Origin of the sequence: Herbaspirillum huttiense, assembly GCF_004367745.1 — a bacterium.
In the GTDB taxonomy this organism is placed as follows: Bacteria; Pseudomonadota; Gammaproteobacteria; order Burkholderiales; family Burkholderiaceae_D; genus Herbaspirillum; species Herbaspirillum huttiense.
This window is the reverse complement of the sequence record NZ_CP037993.1, coordinates 4837741-4853681: the sequence shown is the minus strand read 5'-3', so window position 1 is coordinate 4853681 and position 15941 is coordinate 4837741. Positions and strand designations below refer to the sequence as shown.

General features: G+C 63.5%; 15 protein-coding genes. 7 read left to right on the top strand and 8 right to left on the bottom strand.

The features are described 5' to 3' along the window. The first annotated feature begins 2 nt into the window (after positions 1 to 2). Complete coding sequence (locus E2K99_RS21720) at positions 3 to 1235, top strand: UbiH/UbiF family hydroxylase (RefSeq protein ID WP_134223527.1); 1233 nt, start codon at positions 3 to 5, stop codon at positions 1233 to 1235. Between the two features lie 181 nt (positions 1236 to 1416). After that, on the top strand, positions 1417 to 2184 hold the full coding sequence (locus E2K99_RS21715; RefSeq protein ID WP_134223526.1) for a DsbC family protein: 768 nt from the start codon (positions 1417 to 1419) through the stop codon (positions 2182 to 2184). Between the two features lie 74 nt (positions 2185 to 2258). Here E2K99_RS21715 and pth read toward each other — a convergent pair whose 3' ends face one another. Then, positions 2259 to 2837, bottom strand: coding sequence for an aminoacyl-tRNA hydrolase (pth, locus tag E2K99_RS21710; RefSeq protein ID WP_034331266.1), 579 nt, complete (start codon positions 2835 to 2837; stop codon positions 2259 to 2261). 242 nt (positions 2838 to 3079) lie between these two features. On the opposite strand from pth, the gene E2K99_RS21705 reads away from it, so the two are divergent. The 5 genes from E2K99_RS21705 (at position 3080) to E2K99_RS21685 (ending at position 7674) form a co-directional block, all read left to right on the top strand. After that, a complete protein-coding gene (locus tag E2K99_RS21705; RefSeq protein ID WP_034331269.1) occupies positions 3080 to 5431 on the top strand; it encodes a Tex family protein in 2352 nt (783 codons plus the stop codon). Between the two features lie 491 nt (positions 5432 to 5922). After that, on the top strand, positions 5923 to 6366 hold the full coding sequence (locus E2K99_RS21700) for a hypothetical protein (RefSeq protein WP_134223525.1): 444 nt from the start codon (positions 5923 to 5925) through the stop codon (positions 6364 to 6366). 51 nt (positions 6367 to 6417) lie between these two features. Beyond that, a complete protein-coding gene (locus E2K99_RS21695) occupies positions 6418 to 6834 on the top strand; it encodes a hypothetical protein (RefSeq protein ID WP_134223524.1) in 417 nt (138 codons plus the stop codon). A gap of 2 nt (positions 6835 to 6836) precedes the next feature. Further along, complete coding sequence (locus tag E2K99_RS21690; RefSeq protein WP_134223523.1) at positions 6837 to 7193, top strand: hypothetical protein; 357 nt, start codon at positions 6837 to 6839, stop codon at positions 7191 to 7193. Positions 7194 to 7230: 37 nt separating this feature from the next. Then, complete coding sequence (locus E2K99_RS21685) at positions 7231 to 7674, top strand: hypothetical protein (RefSeq protein ID WP_134223522.1); 444 nt, start codon at positions 7231 to 7233, stop codon at positions 7672 to 7674. A 66-nt stretch (positions 7675 to 7740) separates the two neighbouring features. Here the strand turns inward: E2K99_RS21685 and E2K99_RS21680 are convergent, their stop codons facing one another. The 7 genes from E2K99_RS21680 to E2K99_RS21650 form a co-directional block, all read right to left on the bottom strand. Next, the gene (locus E2K99_RS21680; RefSeq protein ID WP_134223521.1) at positions 7741 to 8496 is read right to left on the bottom strand and encodes a DUF5610 domain-containing protein; all 756 of its coding nucleotides are present in this window, start codon (positions 8494 to 8496) and stop codon (positions 7741 to 7743) included. 451 nt (positions 8497 to 8947) lie between these two features. After that, positions 8948 to 10099, bottom strand: a complete 1152-nt coding sequence (locus E2K99_RS21675) for a deoxyguanosinetriphosphate triphosphohydrolase (RefSeq protein WP_134223520.1) — start codon at positions 10097 to 10099, stop codon at positions 8948 to 8950. Position 10100: 1 nt separating this feature from the next. Next, positions 10101 to 11900 (bottom strand): bifunctional shikimate kinase/3-dehydroquinate synthase AroKB, encoded by a 1800-nt coding sequence (gene aroKB / locus E2K99_RS21670; protein WP_134223519.1) that lies wholly within the window; start codon positions 11898 to 11900, stop codon positions 10101 to 10103. A 199-nt stretch (positions 11901 to 12099) separates the two neighbouring features. After that, entirely contained in the window at positions 12100 to 14136 is a 2037-nt protein-coding gene (locus E2K99_RS21665) for a type IV pilus secretin PilQ (protein WP_134223518.1), read from the bottom strand. Continuing rightward, positions 14133 to 14780 carry a hypothetical protein gene (locus tag E2K99_RS21660; protein WP_134223517.1) on the bottom strand — a complete coding sequence of 216 codons (648 nt, stop codon included), beginning with the start codon at positions 14778 to 14780 and terminating at the stop codon, positions 14133 to 14135. The genes E2K99_RS21665 and E2K99_RS21660 overlap by 4 nt, the downstream gene beginning before the upstream one ends. Then, entirely contained in the window at positions 14777 to 15364 is a 588-nt protein-coding gene (gene pilO, locus E2K99_RS21655; protein ID WP_134223516.1) for a type 4a pilus biogenesis protein PilO, read from the bottom strand. Before pilO ends, E2K99_RS21660 begins: the two co-directional genes overlap by 4 nt. Next, complete coding sequence (locus E2K99_RS21650) at positions 15361 to 15939, bottom strand: pilus assembly protein (RefSeq protein ID WP_240733785.1); 579 nt, start codon at positions 15937 to 15939, stop codon at positions 15361 to 15363. The genes pilO and E2K99_RS21650 overlap by 4 nt, the downstream gene beginning before the upstream one ends. Positions 15940 to 15941: the final 2 nt, after the last annotated feature.

Below are 15941 nucleotides of genomic sequence, written 5' to 3'. Positions count from 1 at the left end.
GCATGACTACCCAAGCACACACCCATACTTCTTCGCCGGCTGCGGCTGGCACTGACATTTGCATCGTCGGCGACGGCGCGGTCGGCAAGACGGCGGCGCTGGGGCTGGCCCAGGCGGGCTTCAAGGTGACCCTGCTGGCTCCCCCGCCCGCGACCACCGCGCCCGATCCCGCCAGCTGGGACGTGCGCGTCTACGCCCTCAACCATACCGCGCACCGCCTGCTGTCGTCGGTGCGCGTCTGGGACGCCATGGATGCCGCCCGCATCGCGCCGGTGGACAACATGACCGTGCATGGCGATGGCCTGTCCGAGAAAGCCCGCCCCGGCCTGCTTTCCTTCGATGCCTACGCCGCCCGCACCGATGCCCTGGCCTGGATCGTCGAGGACCGTAACCTCGACCAGGCGCTCGACGCCGCCCTGCGCTTCGCGCCCAACGTGCGCGTGCTGCACGGCCGCGCCACCGCGCTGGCAGTGGCCGGCGAGACCGCCACCCTGACGCTGGAATCCGGCCAGTCGCTGTCGGCCGCGCTGGTGGTCGGTGCCGACGGCGCCAACTCCTGGGTGCGCGGCCAGTGCGACATCGGCCTCGATTACCGCGCCTACGGCCAGAACGCCATCGTCACCAATTTCTCCTGCGAGCTGCCCCATCGCGGCGTGGCCTACCAGTGGTTCAGCCCGACCGAAGGCGTGATCGCCTTGCTGCCGCTGCCGGGCAACCGCGTCTCGCTGGTCTGGTCCGCGCCCCAGGCGCTGGCCGATCAATTGCTGCAGCTGCCGTTGTCGGCCCTGGCCGAGCGCCTGGCCCAATGGGCCGCGCCAGTGCTGGGTGCGCTTACGCCGCTGCAGCCCGAAGTGGCCAAGGCCTTCCCGCTGCGCCTGATCAAGCCGCACGCGATGATCGCCCCGCGCGTGGCCCTGATCGGCGACGCCGCCCACGTCGTGCACCCCATGGCCGGCCACGGCATGAACCTGGGCTTCGGCGATGTGGCCGCGTTGATCGACATCCTGCTCAAGCGTGAACCGCAGTACGACTGCGGCGACGAGCGCGTGCTGCGCCGCTATGCCCGCGCCCGCAAGGAAGAAGTGCTGCTGATGCAGATCGCAACAGACGGCCTGCATCGCCTCTTCTCCACCGAGGCCGAGCCGGTGCGCCTGGTGCGCAACCTCGGCATGAGCCTGGTCAACCATCTGCCCATCCTGAAACGCCGCCTTATTGCCCATGCGCTGGGGCAGTAAGGGATGGTGATTTCAGGTAAGGTAGGGCCTCTGGCGAAGCGCGGCGGTACGATGCCTGTCTTCGCCAGCGCAACACCTTCCCCCTACATTGTTGAAAGACATGTGCGAACCCGGTCCCGGCGCGGCTTTGCGGCCGACGTTCCGAAGATTGGGCGCGCGTTTGATTTGAATCAGGACGAGTATGAAAAAATTTTTGACCGCAGGTGCGAGCTCCTTGCGCCATCTGAGCATGGCGGCAGTGCTGCTGGCTTCCACCGTCGCGGGCGTGAGCGCCCATGCGCAAGCCGAGGCCGCCGACAGCACCGAGGCCGCCATCAAGAAGCTCATCGAGCCGCGCCTGGGCAAGGATGCCAAGGTCGATGCCGTCACCAAGACGCCCTATGCCGGCCTCTATGAAATCCAGATCGATGGCGACGTCATCTACACCGATGCCAAGGCCCAGTATCTCTTCATCGGCCGCGTGGTCGATTCGCAGACCTATCGCGACTACACCAAGGAAAAGATCGATTCGCTGAACCAGACGCCGTTCTCGGCCCTGCCGCTGGACAAGGCCATCAAGACCGTCAAGGGCAATGGCAAGCGCGTGATCGCCATCTTCGAGGATCCCAACTGCATCTACTGCAAGCGCCTGCACAAGACCCTGCAGGAAGTGGACAACATCACCTACTACACCTTCCAGTACAACATTCTCTCGCCGGATTCCATCGTGAAGTCGCGCAACATCTGGTGCGCACCCAATCCGAGCAAGGCCTGGAACGAGTGGATGGTGAGCGGCAAGGAAGCACCGGCCGCTGCCGCCTCCTGCAACGCCCCGCATGAAGAGGTGCTGGCGCTGGGCAAGAAGCTCAAGGTCACCGGCACGCCGACCATCTTCTTTGCCGATGGCTCGCGCATTCCTGGCGCGGTCGATGCCAAGGGACTGGAACAGAAACTGTCTTCGCTGAAGTAAGCGGATAAAGAAAAAGGGCGCTCGCATGTCGAGCGCCCTTCGTTCATCTGCCTTGGTTTTGCCCCTGCAGGGGATTACTTCCCGGTATGCAATTCCATCATGGCCTGTTCGAACTTGCCCTGCACCAGCAGGGGGATGACGTTCAGGCTCTTGTCCAGCGCCTCGTTGATCAGCGCCTGTTCTTCCTTGCGCGGCCGGTGCAGCACGAAGTCGGCCACCGGCTGTTGCAGCCCCAGCGTGCGCGGATGGCCGATGCCCAGGCGCAGGCGCCAGTAGTCTTGCGTGCCCAGGGCCGCAGTGATGTCCTTCAAGCCGTTGTGTCCGCCCGAGGAACCGCCTTTCTTGATCTTGGCCGCGCCCGGCGGCAGGTCCAGTTCGTCATGCACCACCAGCACTTCATCCGGATTGATCTTGTAGAAGCGCGCCAGTGCACCGACCGACTGGCCGGACCGGTTCATGTAGGTCTGCGGTTCCAGCAGCCAGACCTCATTACCGGCGATGCTGGTCTTGCCCGCCAGCGCGTTGAAACGCTGCTCGCGCGCCAGGCGCACCGGACCGGCGAGATTGTCGACCAGCCAGAAGCCGGCGTTGTGGCGGGTTTGTTCGTATTCCGGGCCGGGGTTGCCGAGACCGACGATGAGACGGATGGACATGGTGCTGAGAGACGAGAACGCGCAATGCGAAAGCGCCGATTATCCCGGCTTTGCGGCTGCGCGTCCAATCCGCGCGTTGCCCGGCAGGGGCCGGTGAGGCCCGTGCCAAGGCACTTTGGCGTGCAATCGCACAATGTCAAGATTGGCTTGGCTGCCTGAATTGCGTATCATCCAACGCTTGTTTTTCTTCACTGCATAAACGCTTAACCGCTTAATTGCTCAACTGTTGACTGGGTTTCACCATGCTGCCTTCTATCGAACAACGACTCGCCCTCGAACTCGCCGCCAAGCCGGTTCAGGTCGCTGCCGCCATCGCCTTGCTGGACGAAGGTGCCACCGTTCCCTTCATCGCCCGCTACCGCAAGGAAGTCACCGGCGGCCTGGACGATGTCCAACTGCGTCTGCTGGAAGAACGCCTGCGTTACCTGCGCGAGCTGGAAAGCCGCCGCGCCGCGATCATCGCCTCCATCGAAGAGCAGGGCAAGATGACGCCCGTGCTGCTGGACGCCATCACCCACGCGGAAGACAAGACCCGCCTGGAAGACCTCTACCTGCCCTACAAGCCCAAGCGCCGCACCAAGGCCCAGATCGCCGCCGAAGCCGGCCTGACCGAGCTGGCCGATGCGCTCCTGAATGACCCGGCCCTGAATCCGGAAGAAGAAGCGGCCAAGTTCATCAAGCCCGCCTTCACCACCGACAACGGCGACAACCCCGGCGTGCCCGATACCAAGGCCGCCCTGGATGGCGCGCGCCAGATCCTCATGGAGCGTTTCTCGGAAGATGCCGAGCTGCTGCAGAGCCTGCGCGAATACCTCACCGAGCACGGCGTGGTCGAATCCAAGGTGATCGAGGGCAAGCAGGATGCCGGTGAAAAATTCGCCGACTATTTCGATTACTCCGAAACCTATTCCACCATTCCCTCGCACCGCGCCCTGGCACTGTTCCGTGGCCGCCGCGAAGAGATGTTGAACGTCATCCTGCGCCTGGATACCGAAGAAGAGAAGCCGAAGTGGGATGCCCCGCACAATCCCTGCGAAGGTCGCATTGCTTCACGTTTCGGTGTGTCCAACAAGGGCCGTCCGGCCGACAAATGGCTCTCCGACACGGTGCGCTGGGCCTGGCGCGTGAAAGTCTTCATGCACCTCGAAACCGAGCTGATGACCAACCTGCGCGAGAAGGCCGAGGCCGAAGCCATCAACGTCTTCGCCCGCAACCTGAAGGACCTGCTGCTGGCAGCACCGGCCGGCCCGCGTGCCACCATGGGCCTGGATCCGGGCCTGCGTACCGGCGTGAAGGTCGCCATCGTGGACGCCACCGGCAAGGTCGTGGCCACCGATACCATCTATCCGCACCAGCCGCGCAATGACTGGAATGGTTCGCTGCATACCCTCTCGCAACTGGCCGAGAAGCACAATGTCTCGCTGATCTCGATCGGTAACGGCACCGCCTCGCGTGAGACTGACAAGCTGGCCCAGGATCTCATCAAGCTGCGTCCCGAACTCAAGCTCACCAAGATCGTGGTCTCCGAAGCGGGCGCGTCGGTGTATTCGGCTTCCGAATTCGCCTCCAAGGAATTGCCTGACCTGGACGTGTCGCTGCGCGGCGCGGTCTCGATTGCGCGCCGCCTGCAGGACCCGCTGGCCGAGCTGGTCAAGATCGATCCCAAGTCCATCGGCGTGGGCCAGTACCAGCACGATGTGAGCCAGTCGCAACTGGCGCGCTCGCTGGATGCCGTGGTCGAGGACTGCGTCAACGCGGTGGGGGTCGATGTGAACACCGCTTCCGCACCGCTGCTGGCGCGCGTCTCCGGGCTCAACGCCAGCGTGGCGCAGAGCATCGTGTCCTACCGGGATATGAAGGGTATGTTCAATTCCCGCGCAGCGCTGCGCGAGGTGCCGCGCCTGGGCGACAAGACCTTCGAGCAAGCCGCCGGCTTCCTGCGCGTGATGAATGGCGAGAACCCGCTGGATGCCTCGGCGGTGCACCCGGAATCCTATCCTTTGGTGGAAAAGATCCTGGCCGACATCAAGAAGGATGTGAAGAGCGTGCTGGGCCAGACCTCACTGTTGAAGGGCCTGTCGCCGGCCAAGTATGCCGATGAGAAGTTCGGCGTGCCTACCGTCACCGACATCCTGAAGGAACTCGACAAGCCGGGCCGTGACCCTCGTCCCGAGTTCACCACGGCGACCTTCAAGGAAGGCGTGGAAGAGATCAAGGACCTGCGCGTGGACATGATCCTGGAAGGCGTGGTCACCAACGTGGCGGCCTTTGGTGCCTTCGTCGACATCGGCGTGCACCAGGATGGCCTGGTTCACATCTCGGCGCTGTCCAACAGCTACGTGAAGGATCCGCACACCGTGGTCAAGGCCGGCCAGGTGGTCAAGGTGAAGGTGCTGGAAGTGGATGAGAAGCGCAAGCGCATCGCCCTGACCATGCGCCTGAACGACACCGCGCCCGCCCCGGGTGCGCGCAATGAACAGCGCGGTGACCGTACCGATTCGCGCCGTTTGTCGCAACACCAGAACCAGCGTGGCCGTGAGCAGGCACCGGCCAATAATGCGATGGCCGCGGCCTTTGCGAAGTTGCGTGGCTAATGAGCTGGCTTCGTGCGTGCGGGTTGGACATTCGCGTTGGCGGATGTCCATTCGTACTCAAGCCTGATCAAGCCTGATCAAGCCTGATCAAGTCTGATTAGGCGTACCGAAGCGTACTGAAATGTTTCAATGATGGCTGCTCCTTACGGGAGCAGCCATTTTTTTTACCGCACTCACCGCACTCACCGCACTCGCCGCACTCACCGCACTCACCGCAGTGCGCGCGGCGCTCATGTTCTCCAACTATTTGTAGTTTTGCTTTGTAAAGCGCCACGTTAGCTAGCGCTCGTCTGTTCGTTCATTACCATGGCTGCCTTCTTCTGCGGGACTGTCTCGCAGGGGCACACGAGCTTGGCCGCTCTTATCCGGACCGGGCATCGCGATCATGGAAAGGAATCGAGGATGAATGCATACGCAGGAGACCGGCGGTGGTCACCGCATCTGCCTGACCTGAGGCCTCAGTCGAGAGGGTTCGAAGAGCTCCCTGGCGAATGGACCTTCCATGGACTGGCCGTCCGGATCTTGCAGAGCCTCATATTGCCTTCTCCGTCACGCCGATTTTTTGCGACGGCATCATGAAGCTTGGCCGCCTGAAATATCCGAAGTTGCTTGGCTTGCTTGTCCTGCTCATGGCGACGTTCGGCTTGGCTGCGTCGTCCGTGATCGCAGGGTATGCCCTGATCTTCGTGGCCATTGCGGCCCTGCTGCTGGTGCACTTGCGATGGCCGACCCGACTCGGGTGGTGGCTCATCATCCTCTTCATGGTGCTGCCTGTCCTCTTGATCACGGGCGCAATCTGGCACTTTTCCGGTTATCCGCTGAGCCCTGGCGATTATTCCGGTTTGGGCCGCCTGCTCGCCATCTTCCTCACCACGATGGTGGCCACCGTACTGCTGATCGCGTGCGCCGCCCAGGTGAAGAGCGATCCTGAATAAGCAAGCGCCTCTTGCGCGCGTTCTGATCATCTCCCTTGAACTGCTCTTGCCATGAACAACGTACGTCTCCAACGACCACAACTGCCGCTCGCCCTGATCCTGGGCGTGCTCTGCATCGCCGTCAACGTGGCGCTCCATCTTTGGGGCGACGGCGACTATCTGCTTTTGCCCCTGGTGTTGCCGCTGGTGCTGACCTGGCAATACATCTTTCCCAGCAAGTCCGGATCGCTGCTCATCGCTGCCCTCGTCGCGGTGGCGGGTCTGTACATGCTTTGGAACGTGGTCTTCATGTTGACGCTCTTGCCTCTCTCGTTGCTGCCGACGTCCTATCTTGCCTTGATGGCGCTGGCTATCGGGCTCCTCGTCGCGAGCCTGTTTCTCATCATGCATGCGTCCCGCATCAAGCCTGATCCCGTCCAGAGCTCACCGCAGGATGGTGCCAGCAACCCCGAAAGTCCCAAGGGCTGATGATGAGCAAGCGCCTCAAACATCCTGACCTGCTGTTTGCCGCCATCTTGTTCGCGGCTTCGTTGGTGCTCCGAGGGCTGGTGCTATCCAGTGGCTACACGCTGCTGTTGATCGTTCCGCTCTGGATGCTGATCTGGCATTACGCGTTGCCGACCCGCACGGGATGGAACCTCATCCTTGTCTTCCTGCTGCTGCCTTATCTGCTGGTGCTGCAAGACGTATGGCAACGGGCGGGTTTGCACCTTGATCTTGACAGCATCGGCGTTGCCCAGCGGTTTCTGGCATACGAACTGGGCTGGTCGGCGGCGTGGGTCGTCTTCACTGCCTATGCGAGTCAGGTCACCCGCGAGGATGCGTGACCGTGAGTCTTTTTTTTCATGTAACCAGGAGCATGATTTGGAATCAAAACCGGCGTATCAACTCACTCATCCCCGCCTGCTGAAGGCCCTTCTTGTTCTCATCACCTTCGGCACTTTCAATTCCATGGTGCGCCTGATTGCCAGTTCGTATGGTGCTTCGATAGGTCTCGAACTTCTGGTGCTCGTCGTGACTGCCCTCATACCGTGGATTCATTATCTCCATCCCAGCGGTATCGGGGCCAAGGTGATGAAGCTGCTCAGCCTGGTCCAGGGCGTTGTCAGTGCGGTCCAGCTCTTTCTTGTCTTCGAGCCGGAATTTCAATTTTCCAGTGGACCGGGAACATGGCTGTTGTTCTTCGGGGCCGAGATTCTCTCTCTTGTCATTCACGCTCTGATGTTCAGGGCGTCCAATGTCCATATGGAGGAGAGCGGTTTCCGCGAGACCGTCGGATGGCTCGACGGCATCGCCAAGGACAAATGAAAAGCGGCCGCCCGTGGGCGGCCGTTGGTGGCATTGATGACCAGCGCTACGCTGGCGCTCATCGTATCAAGCGCTGGTGCTGATCCGCGTCTGGCTCACCGACACTGAAATACTGACAGTCGTCTCGCTGGCCGTGAGCGTACCGCCCTGGCCATCCGCATTGCCTTCTCTGCCCGATCCGTCCTCACCCTCCTGCTTGCCGCCCTTGACCTTGTTGATGAAGTCGCCCAGCGCCTTCTGCACCAGGTCATAGGTCTTGTCGATGTTGCTGGCGATATCGCCTTGCAGCACGTTCAGGCTCTCCAAGATGCCGCGGGCTTCCTTGAAGCCCTGGTCGACACCCTTGAAGATCAGGTTCATGTAGTCGTCGATGTTGCTGGCGTCTTCCTTGTCCGGATTGTTCTTCTTGTAGAGCTCGAACATGTTGGTGATGAAGGAGACGATGCGTCCCGCCGTTGCTTCCGGCGAATTGTCCTGGGTCGATGCGGTCTGGATGGCGTTGTCGCCCAGCTGCGGACGCAGGATGTCGTTGATGTTCTCGATGGCGGTCTTGTAGACCAGCGACAGCGGATCGTTCTGCGTCTGCAGCGATACCTCCAGCGAGGATTGCACGATGGAGAGATTGAACTGGGCCTTGGCGCCGCTCACGGTGAGCAGGTTGGCTTGCTTGGCCTGGGCGATCTTGTCGCCGCTGCTGCTGTCGCCGGCGGTGGCGGGCAGCTTGTCGTTGTCTGACGCTGCGGCAGAGGTCGACGAAGTGGAAGAAGGGGTGACGGGCAGCAGGGACTTGTTGTCCACGCCGCTGGTGTTGCCGATAGCCATGACGGTCTCCTGAAAATGAAAGGGGATCCGGGCATCAGAGGGGGAGACGGATCCACGGAAGCGAAACTGCGCACCATGCGCATCCACTCCATTCCTGCATAACGGCCTGTTCAAAGCGGACTTGATATTGACAGAAATTTACACCTGTCAGTTTCTGGGGGACTTCGTTGACAGGCCTGCATTGCACCCGCGCAATCTTTGGGAAAGCCTTGCTGAAAGCGGGTTTGCGGCGAGACCGTGCGTGCCGTCGGGCTGACCGCAAGGGATGCAGGCGATCAAGAAAAAATGTAACGAAATGTGCGCGAGAGACCGGCAGCGGGATTTCAATTGCAGTGAGGTAATGAAATCGCGCTGGCAGCACGACAATGAGGGCGCACGGATGCGCTAAATGAAAACGCCGCGTATCGATACGCGGCGTTCAACGCGGGCGTTGCACCCGCTCCATCAATCCTCACTCCATCACGAACAAGCGCCGATGCTCGCGAATGGCATAGCGATCGGTCATGCCGGCGATGTAGTCGGCGACTTTGCGCGCCTGCTTGTCGAGACGCTGGGTTTCATCCGTGATGCCCTTGACCTGATAGTCCGGCGGCAGCAGGCTGGGCTGCGTGGTGAAGGCTTCGAACATCTCGGCAATGATGCGCCGTGCCTTGGCCGTCATGCGATTGACCTGATAGTGGCGGTAGAGCTTCTCGCGCAGGAATTTTTTCAGGATGGCCGCTTCGGCTGCCATGGCATCGGAGAAGGCGATGAGCTGCGGCGCATTGCGCACATCCTCGATGTCGCGCGGGGCGATCTCGGCGATGCGGCTGCGCGAGGTCCGGTTCAGGTCGACGATGAGCGCATTGATCATGCGGCGCACCGTCTCATGGATGACGCGGCGTCCGGTGATGCCGGGATAGGTCTGTTCGACTTCGCGCAGATGGCGTGCGAAGAAATCGACTTCGCTCATCAGCTCCATGGTCAACAGGCCGGAGCGCAGGCCATCGTCGATGTCGTGATTGTTGTAGGCGATCTCATCGGCCAGGTTGGCCAGCTGTGCTTCCAGCGAGGGCTGCTTCTTCTCCAGGAAGCGCACGCCGATCTCGCCCAGCTGGCGCGCATTGTGCAGGGAGCAGTGCTTGAGGATGCCTTCGCGCGTCTCGAAGGTGAGATTGAGGCCATCGAAGGCAGCGTAGTGCTGCTCCAGCTCATCGACCACACGCAGGCTCTGCAGGTTGTGTTCGAAGCCGCCGTGATGCTTCATGCAGTGGTTGAGCTCGTCCTGACCGGCATGGCCGAAGGGCGTGTGGCCGAGGTCGTGGGCCAGCGAGATGGCTTCCACCAGGTCTTCGTTCAGTTGCAGGTTGCGCGCGCAGGAGCGGGCGATCTGGGCGACTTCGATGCTGTGGGTCAGGCGGGTGCGGAACAGGTCGCCTTCATGATTGACGAAGACCTGCGTCTTGTATTCGAGACGGCGGAAGGCGGTGGAGTGGACGATGCGGTCACGGTCGCGCTGGAATTCGCTGCGCGAACCCGGTGGCGTTTCACTGAAGCGCCGGCCTCGCGAGCTTGCCGAGTGGGCGGCATAGGGGGCGAGATGGTCGGGCGCTTCAGTGTGCATGTCATTCTCCGGTGCAGGCCGCCAGGGTTTGCAAGAGCAGTTCCTGCGGCGCGTTGGTAATCAGGGGACTGCCCAGCGGTTTGATCAGGATGAACTTGATCGCACCGCCTTCGTTTTTCTTGTCGACTTCCATCAGGTCCAGCCAGCGGTCGGTGCCCAGGTTCGGGGCCACCGTCGGCAGGCCGGCAGCGGCGGTCACGGCGCGGATGCGCTCGCGCGTGGCGGCATCGATGTAGCCCAGGCGCTGCGACAGATCGGCCGCCATCACCATGCCGCAACCGACGGCCTCGCCATGCAACCACTGGCCGTAGCCCAGGCCATTCTCGATGGCGTGGCCGAAGGTGTGGCCGAAGTTGAGGATGGCGCGCAGGCCGCCTTCGCGTTCGTCCTGGCGCACCACCTCGGCCTTGATCTCGCAGGAGCGCTGGATGGCATAGGCCAGGGCGGCGTCATCCTTGGAGACCAGGCGCGCCATATTGGTTTCGATCCAGTCGAAGAAAGGCGCGTCGATGATGGCACCGTGCTTGATGACTTCGGCAATGCCGGCCGCCAGTTCGCGCGGGGGCAGGGTGTGCAGGGTGGCGGTATCGGCGATCACGGCCTGCGGCTGGTAGAAGGCGCCGATCATGTTCTTGCCGAGCGGATGGTTGATGCCGGTCTTGCCGCCCACCGAGGAATCGACCTGCGACAGCAAGGTCGTGGGCACTTGCACGAAGGGCACGCCGCGCATGTAGGAGGCCGCCGCAAAGCCGGTCAGGTCGCCGATCACGCCACCGCCCAGGGCGATGAGGGTGGTCTTGCGGTCGCACTTGTCGGCCAGCAGACGATCGAAGATCTTCATCAGGCTGGCCCAGTTCTTCTCTTCCTCGCCATCGGGCAGCACGATCTCGGTGACCTGCTTGCCGGCCGCGCGCAGCGCTTGCGCCACCTTGTCGAGGTAGAGCGGGCCGACCTTGTCATTGGTGACGATGGCCACGCGCTTGCCCTTGACGTATTGCGGCAAAAGCGTGGCGTCATCCAGCAGGCCGCGGCCGATGTGGATGGGATAGCTGCGTTCGCCCAGGTCGACGTTGAGGGTCAGCGAAGCGATCGTGGTAGCGGCGGGAGCGGTGTTCTGGTTCATGCTGCGAAGATTCGGTTCGGTGCTGGCGGCACCATGGAAGATCTGGGTGGAATGACTGCGTGACAGCGTGGTGCTGCCGTCCGCGCCTTGCGTCAGGACCGCGCTGTGACTCTCGAATACGACGGTTTCGTCAGGTTCCGGTTCGGCCAGCCAGGAACCGTCCTTGGGCGAGAGTTCCAGATGGCTGATGATGGTCTGCACCAGGAATTGCACGTTGGGCCGGTTGGTCTCGACAACGAAATCGGCCACTTCGCGATACAGCGGATCGCGCTGGCGCGACAGCTCTTCGAGCTTGCGGCGCGGATCGGCGGTCTGCAGCAGCGGGCGGTTCTTGTCGCGGCCGGTACGTTGCAGGATCTGGTTGATGCTGGCGCGCAGGTAGACGACGGTACCGCCCTTTTTGAGGTTCTCGCGATTCTCGGCACGCAGGACGGCACCGCCGCCGGTGGCCAGCACGATGTCGGGCTGGGCTGCGAGCTCGCGGATGATCTCGGCTTCGCGGCGACGGAAGTTCTCCTCGCCCTCGATCTCGAAGATCACCGGGATGGTGGCACCGGTCCGCGCTTCGATCTCGTGGTCCGAATCGACGAAGCGCTTGTTCAGCTTTTTGGCCAGGGCCCGGCCTATGGTGGTCTTGCCGGCTCCCATCAGGCCGACAAGGAAAATGCTTCCCGTCATATCTAAGAATTCTGCGCTTTGCGCTACTGGCCAATGTCATGGCGCCGCACGTCTGCCGGCACGGTCGCCTGCCGCCCGGTGGACGGCTGTGTTGCCCGCCGCTGGCGGGCTTGCGCCCGGCGCAGCGGGCCTGGAACAGCGATTTTACCGTTCTTTGGCCCGCCACCGGGGAAAAATCCCGTGGCCGGGGCCTTCCGGCTCAATACGGGCGCGGCCCGGCGACGATGCGCGGGGTCAGGAAGATCAGCAGCTCGGTCTTGTCCCGCACCTTGCTCTGGCTGCGGAACAGCGCCCCCAGCACCGGGAGGTCGCCCAGCAGCGGTACCCGCGTCTCGTGGTCGTTGTCGGTCTGGGTGTAGATGCCGCCGATGACCACCGTGCCGCCATCCTCGACCTGGACCTTGGTCTTGATGTGCTTGGTGTTGATGGCCAGCCCGCCCGGCGTGACGCTGCCCCGGCTGTCCTTGTTGACGTCCACGTCGAGGATCACGTTGCCGTCCGGGGTGATCTGGGGCGTGACCTCCAGCTTGAGGTTGGCCTTCTTGAAGGCGGTGGCGGTGCTGCCATTGCCGGCAGATTGCTGGTAGGGAATTTCTTCGCCCTGCTCGATCAGCGCAGCCTGCTGGTCGGCCGTGATCAGGCGCGGGCTGGAGACGATCTTGCCACGCCCGTCGGCTTCCAGTGCCGAGAGTTCGACGTTGAGGAAGCGCCGGGCAGCGGCATTGAAGAGAGTGAAGGCGAAGCTGCCCGGGGCTGCGCCGCTGAGGCCATCGGCGCGCAGGTTCAGGGCCGGTTCGCGCAGGGTGAGATCGGGCGTGGCCGGCGTCTGGCCACTCTGTTCAGCGATGGCCGCATAGCCGTTGCCGACGGCGGCGCCGCGTGTGGTGGCGGCCAATCCCAGCTTGACGCCGAGATTGCGCGAAAAGCTGTCGTCGGCCTCGACGATGCGGGCTTCGATGAGCACCTGGCGCGAGGCCACGTCGATGCGCTCGATCAGCTTGCGTACATTGGCCAGCACGGCCAGCGTGTCGGTGACCAGCAACTGGTTGGTGTGGCTGTCGATCATGGCGCTGCCACGGCGCGACAGCAGGGCATTGCGGCGATTGGCCTGGGTGCTGCCGTCTTCGCCGATGCCCAGCGCCTTGCGCAGGGTGTCGGCGCGCTGGTAATTGAGCTGGAAGCTCTCGGCGTGCAAGGGTTCGAGGTCGGCGATCATGGCCTTCTGCTCCAGCTCCAGACGCTCGCGCGCCAGCATCTCGTCGCGCGGCGCGATCCACAGCACTTCGCCATGGCGGCGCATTTCCAGCCCCCTGGCCTGCAGGATCAGGTCCAGCACCTGTTCCCAGGGCAGGTCCTTCAGGCGCAGGCTCAGCTGGCCCGCGACCGTATCGCTGGCCACGATGTTGACGCCGCTGTGCTCGGCCAGCACTTGCAGGGCGGTACGCACCTCGATGTTCTGGAAGTTCAGCGACAGCCGGGGGCCGCCGTAGGTCTTGCCTTCCTGCAAGCCGGCCGCCGCAATCCCGGTCAGAGCCGATTTGACCGGCACGACATCAATCATCAGCCGGCGTTTGCTCTGATAGGCCTGGTAGCGCCACTGGCCCTGCATCTCCAGGACCAGACGCGCGCCGTCCTGATGGCCGTAAGCACGGTATTGCAGGACCGGCGTGCCCATCTGTCCGGTCTCGACCAGCCGCCGCAGGGCCAGCGGGACGGTCGCACTGGCGATGTCGACGACCAGGCGTCCTCCCAGCTGGCGTACCTGTACGGTATGTGCGTGGCTGCCCATGTCCACTGCCAGGTGCGCCTCGCCCTGTGGGCCGCGGCGCAAGTCGATCGCTTGCAGCGCAACGGGATCGGAGGGCGGCTGCAGCGTCAGGTCCACCAGCAGGCGATCTTCTTCGGCGCGCAGTTGGTAGATGGCGGCATGCTTGAGCAGCACCTGCAGGCGCAGGCGGTCATCATCTTCGGCGAGCTGGATGCGCTTGACCAGGCCGCTGCCGCTCAGGGACCGCGCAAGTGTTGCCGCAGCCGTGCTCCGGGGCAGGTCGAGGACCAACTGCGGCGGCTCGATCAACAGGAAGTTCTGGACCAGTGCCGGGTCCACCGGTGCCTGCAACTGCAGTTCCAGGGTCGTACCGTCTGCACGGGGATGGAGATGGATGGCCAGCAGGCGGTTTTCCGCCAAGGCAGCGTGGCTGGCCAGCAGGGCCAGCAGAAACAGGATCATTTTCATGGCGACATTCCGGGACGGATCAGGCGGCGACGTGTGTTGCGCTGTGAAGTTCGCGCCGGGACTTTGCGCGCAGGAGCGATGGCCATCGGGCTGGCAGCGGGGAGGGTGGTCATGGCAATGGTCTGTCGAGCAGCGTCGTCCTGGCCGATGTCTAGGGCGTCTTCGCGTACCGCCAGGACACGGCCGAGGCCGCCAGGCAGCGTATCCCCGGTTTGCAACTGCCTGGTGCTGCCCTCCAGTTCAGCGATGGCGATCCACTCCTGGTCACGGCGCAGCGTACCCAGCAGGCGCAGGACGGGCGTCGGGAGCGGGGCAATCGGGGCGGCGGCCGGGACCGGACTGTTTTCTTCATCCTCCTCATCTTGCGCGCGAACCCGCGAGGCGGCCGGTCGCGTCGGACTGGCGGGTGCAAGCGCGCCGAGCTGGAAGGGATCGGGCAACTCGCTGTCCTCGCCGGGGAGGCTGTCTCCCGTAGTCGCGTCGGAGAGGGCGGCAGCAGGAAGGGGCAGGGTGGACGAGGGCCGGGCTTGCGCGATCCAGGTCCGTGTGGCCTGGACTTCATCGGGATGGTCGAGCGCCATCGTTGCGCTCATCACCAGGCCTGCCAGCAAGACCGGCAGCGCTGCCAGCCAGAGCGGGCTCATGGCGCGCTCTCCTTCGTCCCGATGTCGGACAGGCTCGCCGTCACCAGTGCGCTCACGGAGGCATTCATCTGCAACTCGCGCTGCCCGTCCTGTTCGACGACATTGACATCGAGCCGCTCGACGATCACCGGCAAGGGCAGGCTGCTGACCAGTTCCACAAAGCGCAGCAGGCCGGCATGAGTGCCGCGCAGCACGATGGCCGCGGCCAGCTTGCCGCTCAATGGCTTGAAGGAGGACAGCGTCAGCCCGCATTCACTGGCGCGGCGGGCCAGCTTGGCTTGCAGCAGCTCCGGCTGCAGCTGCTCGGTCGGCCACAACTGGCTCTGCTGTGCGGCCAGCTGTACCGCCAGCGCCCGTTCGCGTGATTGCAGGGCAGGAAGTTGCGCCTGCTGGGTCAATGCCGCCTGGTATTGCACGCGCAGATCCTGCTGTCGCTGGCGCGCGGACCGCCGTGCCTCATCCAGTTCGCTCACGGCCAGCAGCAGGCCACTGCCGGCACACGCCAGCAGTGCCAGCAAACACAAGGCCAGCCGGGGCAGCAACGGCCAGTGCGCGGGATGGGTCTGCCAGCGCGACTGGTTCACGGTGCGGCCACCTTGGCTGCGGTCGCGGGGGCGGGCGACGTACCCGTCTGCAAGGCGGGCAGGGGGATGGCCAGGATGAAGGCATAGGCACCGTCTTCGACGTGCATGTCATGCAGGGTGGCCCCCTCCAGGCCGGCCGCACCCAGCGCGGCGGTGAAGTCGCGGACTTCCTGGGCGCTGGCCGCCTGGCCGCGCAATTCGCCGCGATCGCCTTGCAGCAACAGGCGGTGCAGGCGGATCTTGCCCGCGCTTGCCTGCGCCGCTTGGGCGGCAGCCCGCAGCAATTGCGCCGACTGCTGGCGGCGTTTGCCGAGCTGCTGGTGTGCCGTGATCTGCTTTTCCAGCGCGGCGATCTGGCTGCGCAACTCGGCCGTTTGCCTGGCCTGGGGGGCCAGGGTGTGCAACTCGCCGGTCAACAGCACATTGGCTTTTTCCAGTGAGGCCGTGTGCAAGGAAACGCGCCAGCCGGGGAAGGCCGCCAGCGCGATGCCCAGCAGCAGGAAGAAGACCAGCACCCGATAGAAATTCCGTTCCCGCGTGCGCCGCCGCTGTGCCGGTGACTGAGAGAAATCCATGT